Below are 16,635 nucleotides of genomic sequence, written 5' to 3' on the forward strand. Positions count from 1 at the left end.
ACCCTAAGAGGACAATCCAATGAAAAAACTTGCTGTAACCCTAGTTGCCTCGCTTTTGGCTGCACCAATCGCGTCCGCTCAGACGAGCCATAGCACAATGGACCATTCCAACATGGAGATGAGTGATGCCCAAATGGAAGGTGCTGTTCATACAAAGGCGATCATCAATTCGATTGACGAAAACTCTGCAAACGTCAGTCACGAGCCAATCCCTGAAATCGGTTGGCCTGCAATGACAATGGATCTCAACTTGGCCCCAAATGTTCAGATGATGGGTGGCATATCAGAGGGTGCTTCAGTAACTCTGATGCTGGTCAAGAGCGACAACGGAATGTACGAGATCGGCGCGATGATGCCTGAATAGGCAGATAAGTGAGTGGCAGATCACATAGTCTCTGCCACTCGCGAAGGTTGGAAATGCAAGGCGGCAACTGTTCCCCTGCTCCGTACAAACCGACGTTTTGCCGTGAAGATCTAGCCATCGAAGCAATTCTAGCGAACATGGTATGAGAGCTATCCACGCATGCCTCCGGGCTCAGAAGACTGGTTTCGACTTAAAGCTGGCAACGTAAAGTGGGCAGTAGAAAGTCCGCTTCCCGGCCCTCTAGCCTGAGACAGCCATTCTTTGCCGCGCCTGCGACGAGTGGCCGGAAAGTCCAGGACCCTGTAATTGCCCTCCTCGATCTTGCTGCGGCATGCATGAACGGCTGCTGTTATCCTTGTGAGGCGGCGCGAAATTTTACGCTGTTGCGGCAAGATCGGCGCCATGAGCGCACGCAGCACGAATTTGAGAGGTCCGGTGTGGGCTCTCTGCCGCCATGCGGCGGCACAGCACCGAGAATCCAGCACCAGCCTGCCCCAGGCCAGTTTTGATCGGCTCAAGCCAGCCCGAAGCGGCCCCATGCCTGGCGACCAGCCTGACGGGCCAGCACATGCAGGTCGGGCGGAAACCAGACTTTAGCTGCGTTCGCAAAGCTATCATGCACATCGGGCAGAGCGGACATTCCAAAGCCTCGGGCAGTCTACATCGAATGCACCAAAAAGATATCCAAGAAGCCTCTTGGCGGTTAGACCGATACTGTTCTAATGAAAGATGGACTGGGGCTGGGATTTGGCGCTTCTAGCTGGATCATTTGGGAACCCACCCTCACATTGAGTTTCTAATCAGCGGAATCGGCATTAATTTAAATGATCAACCTTCAAGAGATTAATGGTTTCGAAACCGGACGACGGGACTCGTTTGAAGCTTTGGTAAAAGTTCTCGCGCGAAGAGAGCCACCAGAAAACGCTCATGAATTTCAGCCCAATGATGGGCGGGGCGGCGATGGCGGTGTTGAGGCTATCTGGTTACTAAATAACGGCGACAAGATTGGTTATCAGTCGAAGTTTTTTGAAACTCTTGGCGACGCTCAATGGAAACAAATGGAAAAGTCTGTCCAGCAAACCGCGCCGCCTCTTTGCGAGGTCGCCCCAATATGCTGAAGCTAGGGCGAAGGTCCGGAAGGGGCCGCTCCGTACCGATCTTTACTCGACAGTCCCTTGGGAAGCGGCAAGGGGCTGTGACCGGCCAGATATAGGAAACAATGGTAGACCCGCTCAAGTTCTGAGCGGGTGTTTTGCTGCTCTCTCTAGCCGCGGCTGGCCAGGTGGATGCCCGCAATGGTGCAGCGCACCGACCCGCCTGCCATTTCGATGGTCGGGATCTCCAGCGGCGCCAGTATGGCATGGACTTCGATGCGGCTGCGCTGCCCGGGTGTCAGCACGTCATAGGCCGCTTGGGACAGCGCCAGCACCGGGCCGTTCCAGCCCATCAGCTCGATGGCATTGCCGGCAAAACCGGCGATCTGGGCTGCGCTGAGCTCGATCACATCCCGGCCGGTTTCACCCAGCCTTGCGACGACTTCGGCCCGCCGGGCGGGATCGGTGATCATGCCAGTGCCGATCAGGGCAAAGCCGGTGCCGATGCACATCAGGACATTGGTGTGATAGACCGGCGTGCCCCGGCTGTCCTGGGCCTCGAACACCATCGGCTCAAAGTTGAAATGGGTGCAGAACCGTTCCAGCGCCACCGGGTTGGTGCGGTCGCTGGCCACCGCGTAAGCCACCCGGTTGATGTGGTCGAGCACCATCGCGCCGGTGCCTTCCAGAAACAGCCCGTCCGGCTCCAGCCCGGAATAGTCGATGATGTCCTGCACCCGGTACTCGGCCTTGAGCATCTCCAGAATGTCCTGGCGCCGTTCCAGCCGCCGGTTTTGAGCCTTCATCGGATAGACGGCCACATGACCGCCTGCGTGAGTTGAGAACCAGTTGTTGGGAAAGACGCAATCGGGTGTGGCCGGGTCTTCGCCTTCGAACACATGCACGCGCACACCATGCTCGCGCAGAACCTCCACCGCGCGGGAGTGTTCATCATAGGCGCGCCGGGCGGTGTCCGCTTCATCCCGGCCATTGGCGTTCGCAACCGCCTGGAACGCGTTGTCAGCCGCGGTTTCGGTGTTCACCGTAAAGTGGTGGGGACGCACCATCACCACGGCGCCGGGGGCCTGTACTGAAGAACGGATCATGCCGGCCCCTCCGCAACCGGAGCAGCGCGCAGCACCATGCCGAACAGATCGCGCGGATCATCCGGGTCGGCCAGCATATCGAGTTTTTGATAGAGGCCTGTTCCCTCCAGCTGATCACGGACATAGCGCAGGGCCGAGAAATCCTCGGTGGCAAAGCCCACTCCGTCAAACAGGGTAATTTGGCGGTCATCGGTGCGCCCTGCAGCCTGGCCGGTGATGACCTTCCACATTTCGGTAACCGGGAAATCCTCGGGCATCTGCTGGATCTCACCTTCGATCCGGGTTTGCGGCGGGTATTCGACGAACACATCGGCGCGGCTCAGGATCGCGCTGGCCAGCTCGGTCTTGCCGGGGCAGTCGCCGCCGATTGCGTTGATATGCACGCCGGCGCCGACCATGTTGTCGTTGAGAACAGTGGCGTTCTGCTTGTCGGCGGTGCAGGTGGTGATGATTTCGGCACCTTGAACCGCCTCTTCAGCGCTGGTGCAGGATGCAATGGAGAGACCGCGTCCCTCAAGGTTGCGCATCAGTTTCTTAGTGGCCTGCGGATCAATGTCATAAAGGCGCAGGCTGTCGACGCCGCAGATTTCCTTCATTGCTAGTGCCTGGAATTCTGATTGCGCGCCGTTGCCGATCATCGCCATGGTGCGGGCCCCCTTGGGCGCCAGGTGTTTTGCCACCACGGCTGAGGTGGCAGCGGTGCGCAGGGCGGTCAGCACGGTCATTTCTGTCAGCAGCAGCGGGTAGCCGGTGTAAACATCGGCCAGCAGCCCAAAGGCGGTAACCGTCTGCAGGCCCTCCTTGGTGTTCTTGGGATGGCCATTCACGTATTTGAACCCGTAGGTGGTGCCGTCCGATGTCGGCATCAGCTCGATCACACCTTCCTTTGAGTGCGCCGCCACGCGCGGGGTTTTGTCAAATAGCTCCCAGCGGCGGAAGTCCTCTTCGACATAGGTGGCGATACCGGCCAGCATGGGTTCGATGCCGATCCGGTGGATCAGCTGCATCATGTTGTCGACGCTGACAAAGGGAACGTAGGCGCGTTCCGATGGGGCGGGTGCGGACATGGCGTCATCCTGTTTTTCGTTTTGACTTGCCGTCAGCATCCGTCATGCAGATTGCAGAGAAAATCCAAACTTTGCTAAGTTTGAGGCACCTCTATAGAGCAATATGCTGGAGGTGATTGAGCAATTTGCGGGACGGGGACGATGCAGCGAAGCAGCGCCAAACATATCTTCGACGATCACGACCGGCTGCTGATCAGCCTGTTGCGCAAGGACGGGCGCGCGCCGGTATCGAAACTGGCCGAGATTATGGGCGTGTCGCGCGGCACCGTGCAGACCCGCCTCGACCGGCTGCTGGAGAGCGGTGCGCTGCTGGGGTTCACCGCCCGTGTGCGTGATGATTATGAAGCCGACCAGATCCGCGCCATCATGATGATTGAGGTGATGGGCAAGAACACTTCGCAGGTGATCCGCAAGATGCGCGGCCTGCCGGAACTGACGCTGATGCATACCACGAGTGGAAAGTGGGATCTGATCGCAGAAATAACAGTTGCCAGCTTGCAGGAGTTCGACCGTGTCTTGCGCGAAGTCCGGCTGATCGATGGTGTCATGAACAGCGAGACCAGCATTTTGCTCTCAAGCGTTTGACTTTTACATTGGCAAAAGGGAACTTTTAGCCCCGATTCATTCAGAGCGATCGATGAATGCCCAGCTTAAGATCACGCCCGATTCCAAACCTTCAAGACATTGACCTCCGGCTATTGCGAGTGTTTGTGAGCGTTGCACGAAATCGCGGATTTTCGGCGGCACAGACCGAATTGAATATCGGGCAATCCACGATCAGCGGGTACATCACCAAGCTCGAAGACCGCCTCGGGGTTAAGCTCTGTCTGCGCGGCCGGTCCGGGTTCCGCCTCACCGACGCGGGTGAAAAGCTCTATGATGCGGCGATCGAACTGTTTGAAGATCTCGACAGGTTCCGCCTGAAGGTCGGAGAGGTGCGCGACGATCTGACTGGCAACTTCTATGCCGGGACGGTGGACAGCGTTGTGCAGGTCAAGGACAGCGTCATTCCGAAACTGCTTGGCGCTTTTGCCGAGAAAGCCCCGAACCTTCACCTAGACTTGCGGCTGGCCTCCCCGCAAGCGCTGGTGCGGGAGTTGACCGCCAAACGCTTCAGCGTGATCATTCTGCCTGTTTTCAGACCTTTGGCTGGTCTGAAGGTGCTGGAGCTGGAAGCCAGGAACCCTCAGATCCTGTTCTGCGCGCGCAACCACCCTCTCTACGGTAAGTCACCAGCCGAGGAGGAGCTGCGCGCCGCCCCCTTTGCCGACAGGGCGCATATGGAAGGGTGGGCACCCTATTCCTCGCGGGCGTTGAACGTGGCGGCGACAACCGTGGATGTCGAATGCCAGCTGCTGTTGATCCTGTCGGGCAAGTTCATCGGCTACCTGCCTGCACGCCATGTCAGTAGCTATGTGGCCTCAGGCGACCTGTGGCCGCTGTCCCACCCGGAAATGGACTATGATTCACGCATGTGCCTCGCGGTGCGAGCTGATGATGAAAGCTCGGCAACGCAGATATTCACCAGCCTTGCCTCGGGTTTGACGGGGAACGTGCTGCAAAGCGAGAGCTAGAAATACGCCTTTCGGTGGGTGACCTGCCGGGCGTGATCGATGAGCGATACGAAATCAAAGACCGGAACGTCGATTGCCTGCTGCAGCCGGGCCGCATAAGGGGTAAAGACCGCGCATTCCAGCAGCAGCGCGCCGACATCCTCCGGGCCGTTGCACAGTGCGCGCACGGCCTGCTCCAATCGGTGCCCGAAAGCTTCCGTATCCAGGTCCTGATGCTGCATGCTGCGGAATTCAGGCGTGGTCTCGATACTTGACACAACCAACCCGGCATCATCTGGCAGGCCCGCCAGGCGCAGCACATCCGGCGTCAGCCTGTCCGCAAAGGCCGTCAGGATCGCGATGTTCTGCCGCGGTCGGATCGACCTGGCAATCAGCGGCAATTGCAGCAGGCTGGAGAGGAAAACCGGCACGTTGACGGCCTCCCGGACTGCATCCTGATAATGCAGCATGAAGCCGCAATTGCTGGAAATCGCCTTCACCCCCATGCGCTCCAGCTCAACCGCGGCGGCAACGATTTCCTGTTCGATGGATTTGTCGCCGCGGGTCACCCGCCCGGCATCGGCCGTCTCCACCACCTTCATAAGCACCGGGTATTCGTAGGTGCCCGCATGGGCGGTGTCGCCAGGTACATGCGTTTCGACGAGGTTCAGCAGCAGCAGGCCGATCTCATAGCCATAGCCCTGCGCCTGGGGAAGCAATCGATAGACAGTCATTTCTCACCTGTAGCGTTGACAGGGACAGGCTGGCATCCGCGCCGCCGCGCTGAAACCGCAAAGCCGCGAAGTGAACATCGCTGCCCGGCTATTGTTCGACAGGTGTCTCTCTCTACCGTCCGGCGGGCCCCCTACAGGCGGGGCATATCTGGCCTTTGGAGAATGTCATGCGGATTGAAGAAGATAAGCTGAAATCACTCTACACGGGCTTTGCCCGCAAACTGGGGGCGGACGGCCGCGAGGCAGCGACCTTTGCCACCTGCCTTCTGCGTGCGGACATCCGCGGGCACACGACGCAAGGGATGGGGCTGCTGCCCTATCTGGTTGAACTGTTCGACGCAGGGGCAATGGCCTTTGGCCGGGCGCCGGAAATCATCCGGGACAATCCCGCCTCGGCGCTTGTCGATGGCAAACGGGGCATGGGGCAGATCAGCGGCACATTCGCGATGGATTTGGCCATTGAAAAGGCCTGCGCCTGCGGCATCGGATTTGTCAGTCTGCGCGGCGGCGCGGACTACGGCATGGCCTCCAACTACGCGATCCAGGCGATGGAACAGGGACTGATCGGCATGTCGATGAGCACCGGGCCGGTACTGGTCGCGCCATGGGGTGGCCGCGATGCCTGGTTCTGCACCAACCCGATCTCGCTCGCGGTGCCTGCCGGCAGCCGGGATCCCATCGTGATCGACATGGCCACCAGCGCCAATTCGATGGGTCGGACCGTGCTGGCGGCCCGCGATGGTCACAAACTGTCTGGGAGGCAACTGGTTGATACGCAAGGGAATTACACCGACGACCCGACGCAGGTCATTCTGAACCCGATGGACCGGGAGTCGCCCATGGCCGGGGCGCTGCTCCCGGACGGGCCCAAGGGATTCGGCATGGTGCTGATCGTCGAACTGCTCGCCTCGCTCCTGAGCGGCGAACGCAGCTGGCAGGATGAGCATCCTTCGGACGGGGTGAACCGGCAGGCGTTCTATGGCCAGACCTTCATCGCCATCGATATCGCCAAGTTCCAGGATCCGGCGGAGTTCGCAGGCTCGGCGGAGCGGATGGTTGAAACCCTCAATTCTTCGCGTGCGGCCAATGGGTTCGACCGCGTGCGCCTGCATGGCGGCAAGGCGGCGGAGGCAATGCGTGACAACCTAGCCCATGGCATTTTTGTGCGGGATGAAGAATGGCAGCTGGCGGCATCCGCTGCCCGCAAGCTCGGCGTCGAACTACCCGCAGTGTAGCAAGCAGCCTTGGGCACGGCCGTCAGGCCGTGCCGCTCCGGCGGCCGCTCAGGTGACCAGCACCGAACATTTCGCGAGGCTGGTGACCTTGTGCGAGACGCTGCCGAGCAGGTAGTTTTCCGAATCCCCGGACCCGCGCCCGCCCAGAACGATGAGGTCGGCGCCGTTCTGTTCTGCAAAGCCAAGGATCGTCCGCGCAGGCGGGCCGCGTTTCACCACCGCGCGGACATTGTTTGCACCGCTTTGCAAAGCTGCCGACTTTGCCTTGTCACAGATGCTCACCGCATGGGTCCGCAGCACATCCTCCACCGTGTCCGGATCATCCACGTCGACCATGGACAGAGACGCGTCGAGCAGGCTGTGATGACGGAACACGGTCAGTATCAGCAGCTGGGCCTGCGTCAGCCTTGCGAGCTTTGCCGCATCGTCCAGGGCTTTGCCGGACCCATCGGAGCCGTCCACCGGGCATAGGATTTTCTGGTACATGGTGCTACTCCTGCTGCTTGCCTACCGGAACGCCACATCGCGGAGGAACAATGCGATCTGCGGAAAGAAGATCAGCGCCGCCGCCACGCTCAGGAGGATGAAAGTGAACGGGAATATTCCGCGGATGACGTCTGCGTAGGGCCGTTTGAAGATCGCAATCGCCGTGAAGATATCGCAGCCGAACGGCGGTGTGGCGGAGCCGATTGCCACCTGCAGGGTGATGATTGTCCCGACCAGGACCGGATCCAGCGCGTTGGCTTCAACGACCGGCGCAAAAATCGGCACAAGGATCAGGATCACCACGATCGGATCAACGAACATGCAGCCCACAAAGAACGACAGCGAGATCACCGCCAGCACCATCTTCGGACTCATCCCGTCGATGCCGATCGACCCGAGAATTGTCTGCGGCACCTGGGCGAAGGAGATGACCCAGGAAAAGGCGGCGCCCGCGGCGATGAGGACAAACACCACCGATGTGATCAATCCGGTGGATTTTGCGATCTTGTAGAGATCCGCCAGCCTGAGCGTCTTGAAGATGACGAATTCCAGAACGATGGCGTAAAGCACGCAGGCCCCGGCCGCTTCGGTCGGGCTGAACACCCCGCCATAGATGCCGCCGACAATGATGACGGGGAAGCCCATCGGCCAGAAGGCTGCCCGCAACGCGGCCAGGCGCGCGCGCCAGCTGCTTTTAGGCTCTTTCGGCACGTTGTTCCTGCTGGCATGGATGACGCAATAGACCGAAAACAGCACCATGATCAGAAGGCCAGGCCCGATGCCGGCAATGAAGAGCTCGGCAATCGAGGTGCCCGAGATCACGCCGTAGATGATCATGCCAATGCTGGGTGGGATCAGGAAGGCGATATCGCTGGCATTGATGATCAGCGCCAGGGTGAAGGAATCCTTGTAGCCAGATTGCAGCATACGCGGCCGCAGCGGCGAGCCAACGGCGACAACGGTGGCTTGCGTCGACCCCGACACCGCGCCGAACAGGGTGCAGGCAACGGCGGTGGATACGGCAAGGCCGCCGCGGATATGGCCGATGAAGGTCATCACCAGGTCGATCAGCCGCGACGCCGATTGCCCGCGTGTCATGATCTCCGCCGCGAGAATGAAGATCGGCACCGCCACCAGCGAGGCGGGGCGGATCCCGGCAAGCATCTGCTGCACCATGAAATCCATTTTTCCGAAGCCCCCGAAGGTCTCGTAGAACCCGTAGCCCGAGCCCAGCAGCAAAGGGACCATCATCGGAAAACCTGCCAGCAGCAGGACGATCATTATGGAGGTAATCTTGAGTGCCATCGGCGGGTCCTACAGCTCGATTTCGTCCTGGTCGTACCCCTCGCGCACATGGGTCGACAGATAGGTTCCGGTGCCGGACAGGTTCTTCAGCGCGGTCAGCGCGTATTGCGTTCCGGCGATGAAAAACCCCAGCGGCACCAGGAGATAGGACCAGTAGACAGGTATGCCCAAGGCAGGCAGCACCCGGCCCTTGGGGGCGACGTTAAAAAACACGTAGTCGATGGAAAACCAGAACAGCACATACATCACCGCCGCGGTGACCAGCGCGATCACGATCATCATCTTCTTGCGCAGCGCGGAGGGCAGCGCATCAAAGACCGCCGACATGCGGATGTGGCGGCCATGGCGCGCCGCATAGCCGATCCCGGAAAAGGTGACGAGGATGATCAGGATCCTGTTCAACTCCTCGGAGAAGAAGAGGCTCTGCTGAAAGAAGTAACGGCCTACCACATTAGACACGGTGTTCACCGCCATCAGCATGACCGCCGCGGCCAGCAGAAAGGCTTCGATCCGGCTGACCCATGTGTCGACTGCCCCCGGTATGCCCGGCAGGGCCGAGCTGTATTTCGAAGATTTGGATGTGTCCTGCGCCATCGAACGTCTCCCCTGCACCTGGCGGGGCTGACCACAGACCGGCGGTCAGCCCCTGTTCCGGAACGTCGGTCTGCGTTATTGCATCGCGGCGGAGATATCCGCCTTCATCTGTTCCAGGATCGCAGCACCGCGGTCGCCGGTCATCTCGACGAACTTTGCTTCCACCGCCTTGGCAGCCGTGCGGAACGGCGCCCGTTCCTCTTCGCTCAGCACGACAACCTGCATGTCCGGCTTGGCCTCAAGGATCTTCTTCAGGGACTCCTCTTCCAGGCCTTTCTGGTACGCGACGATATACTCGAAGGCTGCCGAAACGGCATTGCGCACAACTTCCTTGTCCGCCTCGCTGAGCTCGTCAAAGAACTCTTTGTTGGCCATGAAGGCGGTGGTGAAGTTGCTGTGGCCAGTAAAGGTGATCACGTCGGTCACCTCGTACAGCTTGGTAGACCAGACAAAGGATGTCGGGTTTTCCTGCCCCTGCACGATATTGGTCTGCAGCCCGCCGTAGACCTCGCCCCAAGGCAGCGGTGTCGGCACCGCGCCGAACGCTTTGTAGGCCTCCACCAGCAGCGGGTTGGTCATCACGCGAAACTTGACCTCGTTGAGGTCGGCCGGACTGTGAACTTCGCTCTTGGTGGTCATTACAACTTCGCCGGTCGGGAACATTTGCAACAGTTCCAGACCCTGTTCTGCATAGATCCCCTTGAAGGTTTCGTTGATCGCCACGCTGTCGCGGAAAAAATTGGCCAGATGCTCCGGACTGTTGGGCAGCAGATATGGAACAAAGAAAACCTGGGCCTCGGGGATCAGGGCGCCAGTGAAGCCGGGGGATTGAATGATGAATTCCAGAATGCCCGCCTGGCCCTGTTCCATCACATCGTCGGACTCGCCCAGCGTGCCATAGGGAAACAGTTGAAGTGTGTGATCCGAATTCTGTTCGATTTCCGCCTTGAGGCGCTGCGCAAATTTGCCCTGGACCTCGTCAATCGCCTCCTCAAAGGCAAATTTCCATGTATCCGCACGCGCGCCGGAGGCGGCCAGGCCGATGGTTGCCGCTACCGCGGCTGCAATGGCGCTTGCCGCCAGTTTCCGGGGTTCTGCTTTCCACCACTTCATGTGTTCACTCCCTATCCTGCAGTGATCGGCGCGGGCGGTCGGACCCGCACCATTCGAGCTGTGTTGTCCCGTCTGCCCGGCAGGCGCATGTGCGCCGCCTCGCCGGTCAAAGGGGTCGGCCAAAAGTCCTGTTCCAGAGCGACAAGTTAAATTCCGCGCGTGCGATGTTCACTTCGCCCAAAGGCGACACATCCGGCCGCCGCGGCTGCCAAACACCCGTTGCAGCCCCAACCCAGCAAGTACACTTTGCCGATCACAGATGTTTCGGAACGGTCTCATTGCCTAGTCTGATCCGGAAATGAGCAGTCCAGGGCGCTGCCGTCTCCTGGCCCTGTCGCTGCGGTGGCAGGGCCACGTATTTGCAACGCGGAGGGGCAGGCCTGGATCTGGAGGAAGCCAAGGGACATAGGAACATGACAGATAAACCCGATCTCGCAGCACTGTTTGGAGCAACCTCCGCAGAGACATTCCTCGGCCTGAAGGCTTGCAGCGATCTGACCCGGATCGACGCCTCCTCCGTTTTCATCGGCGCACCCTGCGCGACGCCCTACGGCTCGGTCGGCGCCTACTGCCGCAACGGGCCGGACTCGCTGCGCCGCGCCATTGCCTCCCTGACCGCAAACATTGAACGCCACAATTTCGATCTGGGCGGCCCCACCTTCCCGCCCGGCACCAAACCGGCGGTGGACTGCGGGGATCTGCCCTGGAGCGAGACCGATTTCGCCGCCAACCGCGCCGCAATCCGTGAGGCGATCTCGGCGGTTGCCGGCCGCGGTGTGGTCCCGGTCCTGGTCGGCGGCGACGATTCCGTACCCGTCCCCATGCTGGAGGCGCTCGCAGAGACGGGCAAGACCTACACCGTTCTGCAGATCGATGCCCATATCGACTGGCGGCATGAGCATATGGGGGAAACCCAGGGGCTGTCGTCAACCATGCGCCGTGCCTCCGAAATGGATCACATCTGCAAAATCATCCAGGTCGGAGCGCGCAGCATCGGCTCGGCCCATACGGATGACTACAAGGATGCGCTGACTTGGGGGGTGAAATTCTTTACTGGCCCTGATGTACACCGCAATGGGATCGAACCTGCACTGGCAGAAATTGAATCCGGTGCAAATGTGATTGTCTGTCTCGACATCGACGCTATGGATCCCAGCATTGCGCCCAATACAATCGGGCGGGCGCCGGGCGGCCTGAGTTATTATCAGGTGCTGGATCTTATCCGGGGGGCGTCAGAGCGCGGATCCATCGCGGCAATCGATTTTACCGAGATCATGCCAGAAGTGGATGTGGATGGCATTGGCGGTATCACGGTATCGCGGCTCGTCGCTGCAACGATGGGGATTATCGCGCGCCAGCAGATGGCATAATCTTTCCATTTGGCTATTGTCACTTTCTTCGAGCGGACCGGAGTCCGCTTCGGATAGTCGGTATGGCCTGATAAGGGCCAATGACTTTTCTGAAGCACCGAGGTTAAGGCGATCTGGGCTGTGTTTAGCAATCATGCGGTACAGCCCAGATCGCCTCTGCAACAAATTGCTGAATTTTCCTGCCCATAGGGCACTAGCCAGTTTGAAATGCTGCAGCCGAGTGCGAAGGGCCGCTTTGGTGACCGCTGCAATGCGGCGAATGGATGGTAACGAGTGTCCCTTATGGGCCGGTCGCGCCGATCCGCAATGCCCAGCCGCCTTTGCCTCGCAAAGGCAGAAAACTGCGCACAGCGGACGTACGAGAAAACTAGACTACGCTTGCAACGGATGGCGGTTGGCGACGCAGTCGTAAGTTATCGGGCTTGAATGAAACAGTGTCCAAATCCTGCTCCCGCAACCACCGTTTCCGACCAAGCCTCCGCAAACAGCGGGGGCTTTTTCGATTCCGGCTGCCCAAAGCCATCAGCCCAGCCAATTCCCCAACAAGTTCAAGCTGATGACCGCCCGGCGCAGCACCGTCCGGAACCATCCGAGCCTCCGAAATCAGCGCCCGCAGCGCCGCCGTCGCCTCCCGCCGTACCTCCGGCGCATTCAGAGCGTCTGCAAGATCGTCGATCAGCCGTGACACCCGTTCGCGGTAGGCTTCCGCCATTGACGGGTGAAACACCACCGTGTCCGGGGCAGGGGTCTGCTCCAGCTCCCGTTCCAGCTGCTGGCGCCGTGCGTCGAGCTCGATCATCCGGTCCTTCACCTGGTCTGCGGGAATGCCCGCAATGATCGCATCCACTAGCTTCTGGTGGTCGCGCTTGGCACGGGCGAGCGCTTGTTCCTTTTCCTTGCGGTTCCCGGCGGCTGCCGCCTTCAGCCGGTTGCGCTCGGCAGTGTATTCTTCGCAGAAGACCTGCACCGCGTCCGGATCCATCAGGTGGTTCGCCAGTGCATCCAAAACCCGGGCTTCCAGGTCGGCCTGTTTGATCGTGCGCTTGTTGCTGCAGACCGCGGCCCCTTTGTTCCGTGCCGGGGAACAGCCGAAGCTGTCCTTGGAAATCTTGGCAAAGCCGCCGCCGCAGCAGCCGCAGGCCATCAGGCCGGAGAACAGCGTCTTCGGGCGGCGCCGGTCCCAGACCGGCACATTGGTGCCCGCGGTCTTCAGTTCGCCCTGACCGTACAGCCCAAGTTTATTCAAGCCCAGCCCGTAATTATTGATGAAGCACCGGTTGTGCTGCGCTTTGCAGGCTTGTTCCCGCAGGGCCTCGGCAAGTTCAAGATACATGACGAGCGCGGCGGCGGCGACCTGGATCATGTCGACCAGGAGCTGTCCCGGCTGAACCAGGTGCTGGCCGGCGAACCGGGCTGGCAGCAGCAGATACGTGATGAAATTGCTGAGATGCGCCGTCACAATCATGAGGAGCATTTGCGCGCGCTGAAGGCCAAGTCACGCATGAAGGACGCCAGGAAGCTGGAGGCGGAAGGGCCTGCAGACCCCTGGCGGTCCTGCAGCAGGGGTCCGCTTCGGGAAGGCATCATCACAGTCAACAAAGATTGGCTGGGCGGGGCAGGGCTCTCTGAATGGGATCCGGAACGTGTCTCTGCTTTCCGCAAAACCGCCATGTCGTTCCTCCGTGAAAACTTTCCAAATGGTCAGCTGCGCTATGCCAGTGCCCACGTTGATGAAGAGGCTTATCACATCCATTTTGTCGTGGCCGTTTGGACCGAGAAGCCATCCGCCAACCGGGGGCATCAGATCCTGCTGCAGGCATCTGAGAACCCGCTCATCAAGAGCTATGAGCATGCCCAGGATCTTGCCGGAGAGGCCTTCGAGACAATCGGGATCACCAGGGGGGAGCGTCGTGCCGAAGCCCGGCGCCAGGCGCGGGCAGAGGGAAAACCTCTGCCCGAGAAGCGGCAGCATGTGCCGCCATCAAAATGGCGTGCTGAGGAGCGCCAAAAGGCGCAAGCAGAGAAGAAACGCATCCTGGGCGATGCCCAGGAAGAAGCAAAGGCGGCCGTTGAAAACGGCCGGGACCTGGCCAAGGCCACGGTCAAGAAATCGCGCAAACGCGCGGTGAAAGAGGCACGGGTCCGCAAACAGCGGACCGCGCGGGAAACTGCAAAGATGATCCGCCGCCGCGATATGGCGGAGGCAGAGGCTGTGCAGAAGGAAAAAGCGGCTGACGCCGCGAATGCTCTGAAAAAGAAAATTGTGGCTGAGGTCGGGGCATTGGAGCCGAGAGTGAAAGGGTATGAGGCAAGGGCAGAAGAAGCTGCAGAAAAGTACCGGGCCGAAACGGCAGCGCGGAAGGCCGAAGAGGAAAAACGCGCGCGGGTTATGCAAGAAAGGCAACAGGCCGAGCAGGTGCTGAACGCCGCGAAGGCGGAAAAATCTGATCTGGCCGCTCGGCTGCGGCAGATGGTTCAGCACCGCCGTCAGGCAGAGAAAGCGGCTGCTGAGGCCCGGGCTGCCCGGCTGACTGAGGAGAAGAGGCTGCAGGAGGCAGAAGAAAAGGTCCGGTTGAAGGCAACGGAGGCAGAGGTCATCACGGATGCCATCGAGACCGGATTGGATCTGGTTGCTGATGGGGCGGTCTTCTGGCGGGAGGCGTCTGCGGATCAGCAGGCAGGCTTGGCTTGGGGCGCTACCGCTCCGGATACCAAGGGTGCGCGGGATGAAACGCTGAGAGAAATCCGCCCAGCACTGCGGATGGTCACACGCATTGCGCAAATGGTGGCGCGGACCGTTAAGCGTGTCCTCGCCAAGGAGCGGCAAAAGCTGAAGAATGACGCGGATTATGTTCGCGGTTTGCGTCAGGAATGGGAGCCGGAAGATGATGCGCGGCTGAAGCGGATCTCGCGTGGGGAGCCGGGCAATGGCTAGGTGTAAGCAGACACGTGAATTACATGCTTAAATGACAGAGCCGCAACCAGAGAAAACAGAGGGCGGAAAACACTCAGAGCCCCATGCCAAGAAGTCACATCACAGTTGCCCGACACGTTCGCCGGGCAACCTTCACACTTTGGGGAGATTAATTTTCAGCGGCGTCAAACGCCTCCTGAATCATTCCGTACGGAACCCCCAAAATTTTGAAATTGTCGGTTTCTTCCGCCTCTTGAGCGGCCGCCACCGCCCGCTCGAAGTCGTTGTAACTCATGCCAGACGAGTACAGTTTGGTCATTTCTTCGAGAGCCCAGTGGTCTTCGCAATCGACGATATCCACGTCTTGATCGGACCAAGAATCTTCTGCCACGAAGTTCCCGAACTCCATTTCCAATTCCTCTGCGGCTTCTTCAGCTGCGCCGTTCATAATGCGCACGAATACGTTGTTGGAATGATCATAGGTGAACACGCTGTTGTTGTTGATTTTACGGCACAAAGGCAACATTTGCTTAGCAAATGCTTCCACGGCATTGATGTCGACAACAAACCCAACCTGAGCTCCATAGTTGAAAATCGAACGGCGAAACTGGAGGGTGGGCGGCTCTTGAAAAACCCTGTAGATATGCGGCGAACGGAAGAAATCGATACGCGGAAGAACCCTTTCTTGGTCGAGATTAAAGGTTACCAGAGCTTCCGTTTCAAGAGAATCGATAAGCTCTTTGGCTTCGACATTGGTCACCTGAGAAGAGCGAGCCATTCCTTTTCCTTTCATGGCTGTCTTGATCTTCAGAAACGCCAATCATGACACTCTGGCTCGAGAGCAGAATGCTCTCCGCGCCAGCAGCGCAAAGTCAGCTACGTGTTTCTGTCGCCGTCGACGACGGCAAATCAAACAGCCGCAGGAAAGCAGCTTCAAAACGAGCCCACACTCGCTATGGTGGTGGCAACTCGTCTGACGAACATAATAAGGTATTAAAACGGCTGAGGTAAACGGGTCCTGACCATAAGATGTGAAAATATTTAACCAGCCGTAATCATCCTGTTCGGTAAGATGAAGATAGCCCTGATCCAGTCGCCGCCCTTCAGGCGTAGAGTGGACCGCAGGCGGCCTCCATTCTGACCGATCAAGCCCGGTGCGGACCTTCGTCCAGGGCGCAGCACTTTGCCGGGTCCGTCAGGTGAACGGCGGACTGCTGACTTTTGCTGCGTGACAAGCCAAGGTTTGCTGTGCCGGACTTTGCTGCCGTTGCCCTTCCGGGTGTTTGCTGACACAGCATTCGCTTGCAACTGCGGCGTGGTTTCGCTGTGAATCAGCAGGTGTCAGCGAAGCAGCCGTTCAGCCGGGGGTGAGATCGTAAGTTGAAACCGTACTTTCGCCGCGCGGTGACGGAACCAAGACAGGGAAGGACAATGCCGACTTTCAATTTCGTTGAGCGACCTGAAACTGCGGCACCGCATGGCAGCATGGCGCCCGGAGCGGACACGACCTTTGCTTCCTTTCCACCTTCTGCCCCCGGGAAAGGCGGCAAGTTCGAATTCGCTGCGCCTGCGAAAGCTAACCCTCTGAACTACGAAATGGGGCCACACGTGTGCAGTGTTGCAGCCGGAGGAGCACCGGTGAAGAGCGGCAACGGAGCAGGCCGCGGTTCAAGGCTTCGAGAGACTTCCTCGCTTCGCCC

Annotated in this window: 16 protein-coding genes; 7 read left to right on the plus strand and 9 right to left on the minus strand. The window is 59.5% G+C overall.

The features are described 5' to 3' along the window. Window positions 1-19 precede the first annotated feature (19 nt). Both GC1_RS06290 and GC1_RS22370 read left to right on the plus strand, forming a co-directional pair. Window positions 20-364, plus strand: a complete 345-nt coding sequence (locus GC1_RS06290) for a copper-binding protein (RefSeq protein ID WP_029204659.1) — start codon at window positions 20-22, stop codon at window positions 362-364. 824 nt (window positions 365-1,188) lie between these two features. Beyond that, window positions 1,189-1,482, plus strand: coding sequence for a hypothetical protein (locus GC1_RS22370; RefSeq protein ID WP_152610521.1), 294 nt, complete (start codon window positions 1,189-1,191; stop codon window positions 1,480-1,482). 146 nt (window positions 1,483-1,628) lie between these two features. Here GC1_RS22370 and ctlX read toward each other — a convergent pair whose 3' ends face one another. Then, complete coding sequence (gene ctlX / locus GC1_RS06295; RefSeq protein WP_039137114.1) at window positions 1,629-2,564, minus strand: citrulline utilization hydrolase CtlX; 936 nt, start codon at window positions 2,562-2,564, stop codon at window positions 1,629-1,631. Beyond that, window positions 2,561-3,631: an ornithine cyclodeaminase gene (locus tag GC1_RS06300; RefSeq protein ID WP_029205077.1), complete on the minus strand. Its 1,071-nt coding sequence runs from the start codon at window positions 3,629-3,631 to the stop codon at window positions 2,561-2,563. The genes ctlX and GC1_RS06300 overlap by 4 nt, the downstream gene beginning before the upstream one ends. Window positions 3,632-3,772: 141 nt before the next feature. On the opposite strand from GC1_RS06300, the gene GC1_RS06305 reads away from it, so the two are divergent. Continuing rightward, window positions 3,773-4,216, plus strand: coding sequence for an Lrp/AsnC family transcriptional regulator (locus tag GC1_RS06305; protein ID WP_019298505.1), 444 nt, complete (start codon window positions 3,773-3,775; stop codon window positions 4,214-4,216). A gap of 56 nt (window positions 4,217-4,272) precedes the next feature. Next, complete coding sequence (locus GC1_RS06310; RefSeq protein WP_082008910.1) at window positions 4,273-5,205, plus strand: LysR family transcriptional regulator; 933 nt, start codon at window positions 4,273-4,275, stop codon at window positions 5,203-5,205. On the opposite strand, the gene GC1_RS06315 is transcribed toward GC1_RS06310, so the two are convergent. After that, on the minus strand, window positions 5,202-5,918 hold the full coding sequence (locus GC1_RS06315; protein ID WP_152610522.1) for a hypothetical protein: 717 nt from the start codon (window positions 5,916-5,918) through the stop codon (window positions 5,202-5,204). The two genes, GC1_RS06310 and GC1_RS06315, sit on opposite strands and share 4 nt — an antisense overlap. A gap of 167 nt (window positions 5,919-6,085) precedes the next feature. On the opposite strand from GC1_RS06315, the gene GC1_RS06320 reads away from it, so the two are divergent. After that, complete coding sequence (locus GC1_RS06320; RefSeq protein ID WP_019298508.1) at window positions 6,086-7,153, plus strand: Ldh family oxidoreductase; 1,068 nt, start codon at window positions 6,086-6,088, stop codon at window positions 7,151-7,153. A 48-nt stretch (window positions 7,154-7,201) separates the two neighbouring features. On the opposite strand, the gene GC1_RS06325 is transcribed toward GC1_RS06320, so the two are convergent. From GC1_RS06325 to dctP, 4 genes are all read right to left on the minus strand, one after another. Further along, on the minus strand, window positions 7,202-7,639 hold the full coding sequence (locus tag GC1_RS06325) for a universal stress protein (protein WP_019298509.1): 438 nt from the start codon (window positions 7,637-7,639) through the stop codon (window positions 7,202-7,204). Between the two features lie 21 nt (window positions 7,640-7,660). Next, on the minus strand, window positions 7,661-8,944 hold the full coding sequence (locus tag GC1_RS06330; protein WP_029205078.1) for a TRAP transporter large permease: 1,284 nt from the start codon (window positions 8,942-8,944) through the stop codon (window positions 7,661-7,663). Between the two features lie 9 nt (window positions 8,945-8,953). Continuing rightward, a complete protein-coding gene (locus GC1_RS06335; protein ID WP_019298511.1) occupies window positions 8,954-9,538 on the minus strand; it encodes a TRAP transporter small permease in 585 nt (194 codons plus the stop codon). Window positions 9,539-9,613: 75 nt separating this feature from the next. Then, window positions 9,614-10,651, minus strand: coding sequence for a TRAP transporter substrate-binding protein DctP (dctP, locus tag GC1_RS06340; protein ID WP_019298512.1), 1,038 nt, complete (start codon window positions 10,649-10,651; stop codon window positions 9,614-9,616). 413 nt (window positions 10,652-11,064) lie between these two features. Here dctP and GC1_RS06345 point away from each other — a divergent pair, with 413 nt between their 5' ends. Continuing rightward, the gene (locus GC1_RS06345; protein ID WP_019298513.1) at window positions 11,065-12,021 is read left to right on the plus strand and encodes an arginase family protein; all 957 of its coding nucleotides are present in this window, start codon (window positions 11,065-11,067) and stop codon (window positions 12,019-12,021) included. Between the two features lie 367 nt (window positions 12,022-12,388). On the opposite strand, the gene GC1_RS06350 is transcribed toward GC1_RS06345, so the two are convergent. Beyond that, window positions 12,389-13,267, minus strand: coding sequence for a zinc ribbon domain-containing protein (locus tag GC1_RS06350; RefSeq protein WP_052260494.1), 879 nt, complete (start codon window positions 13,265-13,267; stop codon window positions 12,389-12,391). 33 nt (window positions 13,268-13,300) lie between these two features. Here GC1_RS06350 and GC1_RS06355 point away from each other — a divergent pair, with 33 nt between their 5' ends. After that, window positions 13,301-14,956, plus strand: a complete 1,656-nt coding sequence (locus GC1_RS06355) for a plasmid recombination protein (RefSeq protein ID WP_039498495.1) — start codon at window positions 13,301-13,303, stop codon at window positions 14,954-14,956. 148 nt (window positions 14,957-15,104) lie between these two features. Here GC1_RS06355 and GC1_RS06360 read toward each other — a convergent pair whose 3' ends face one another. Next, a complete protein-coding gene (locus tag GC1_RS06360) occupies window positions 15,105-15,755 on the minus strand; it encodes a hypothetical protein (protein WP_029204626.1) in 651 nt (216 codons plus the stop codon). Between the last annotated feature and the right edge of the window lie 880 nt (window positions 15,756-16,635).

Source organism: Leisingera sp. ANG1 (assembly GCF_000203975.2).
GTDB lineage: Bacteria > Pseudomonadota > Alphaproteobacteria > Rhodobacterales > Rhodobacteraceae > Leisingera.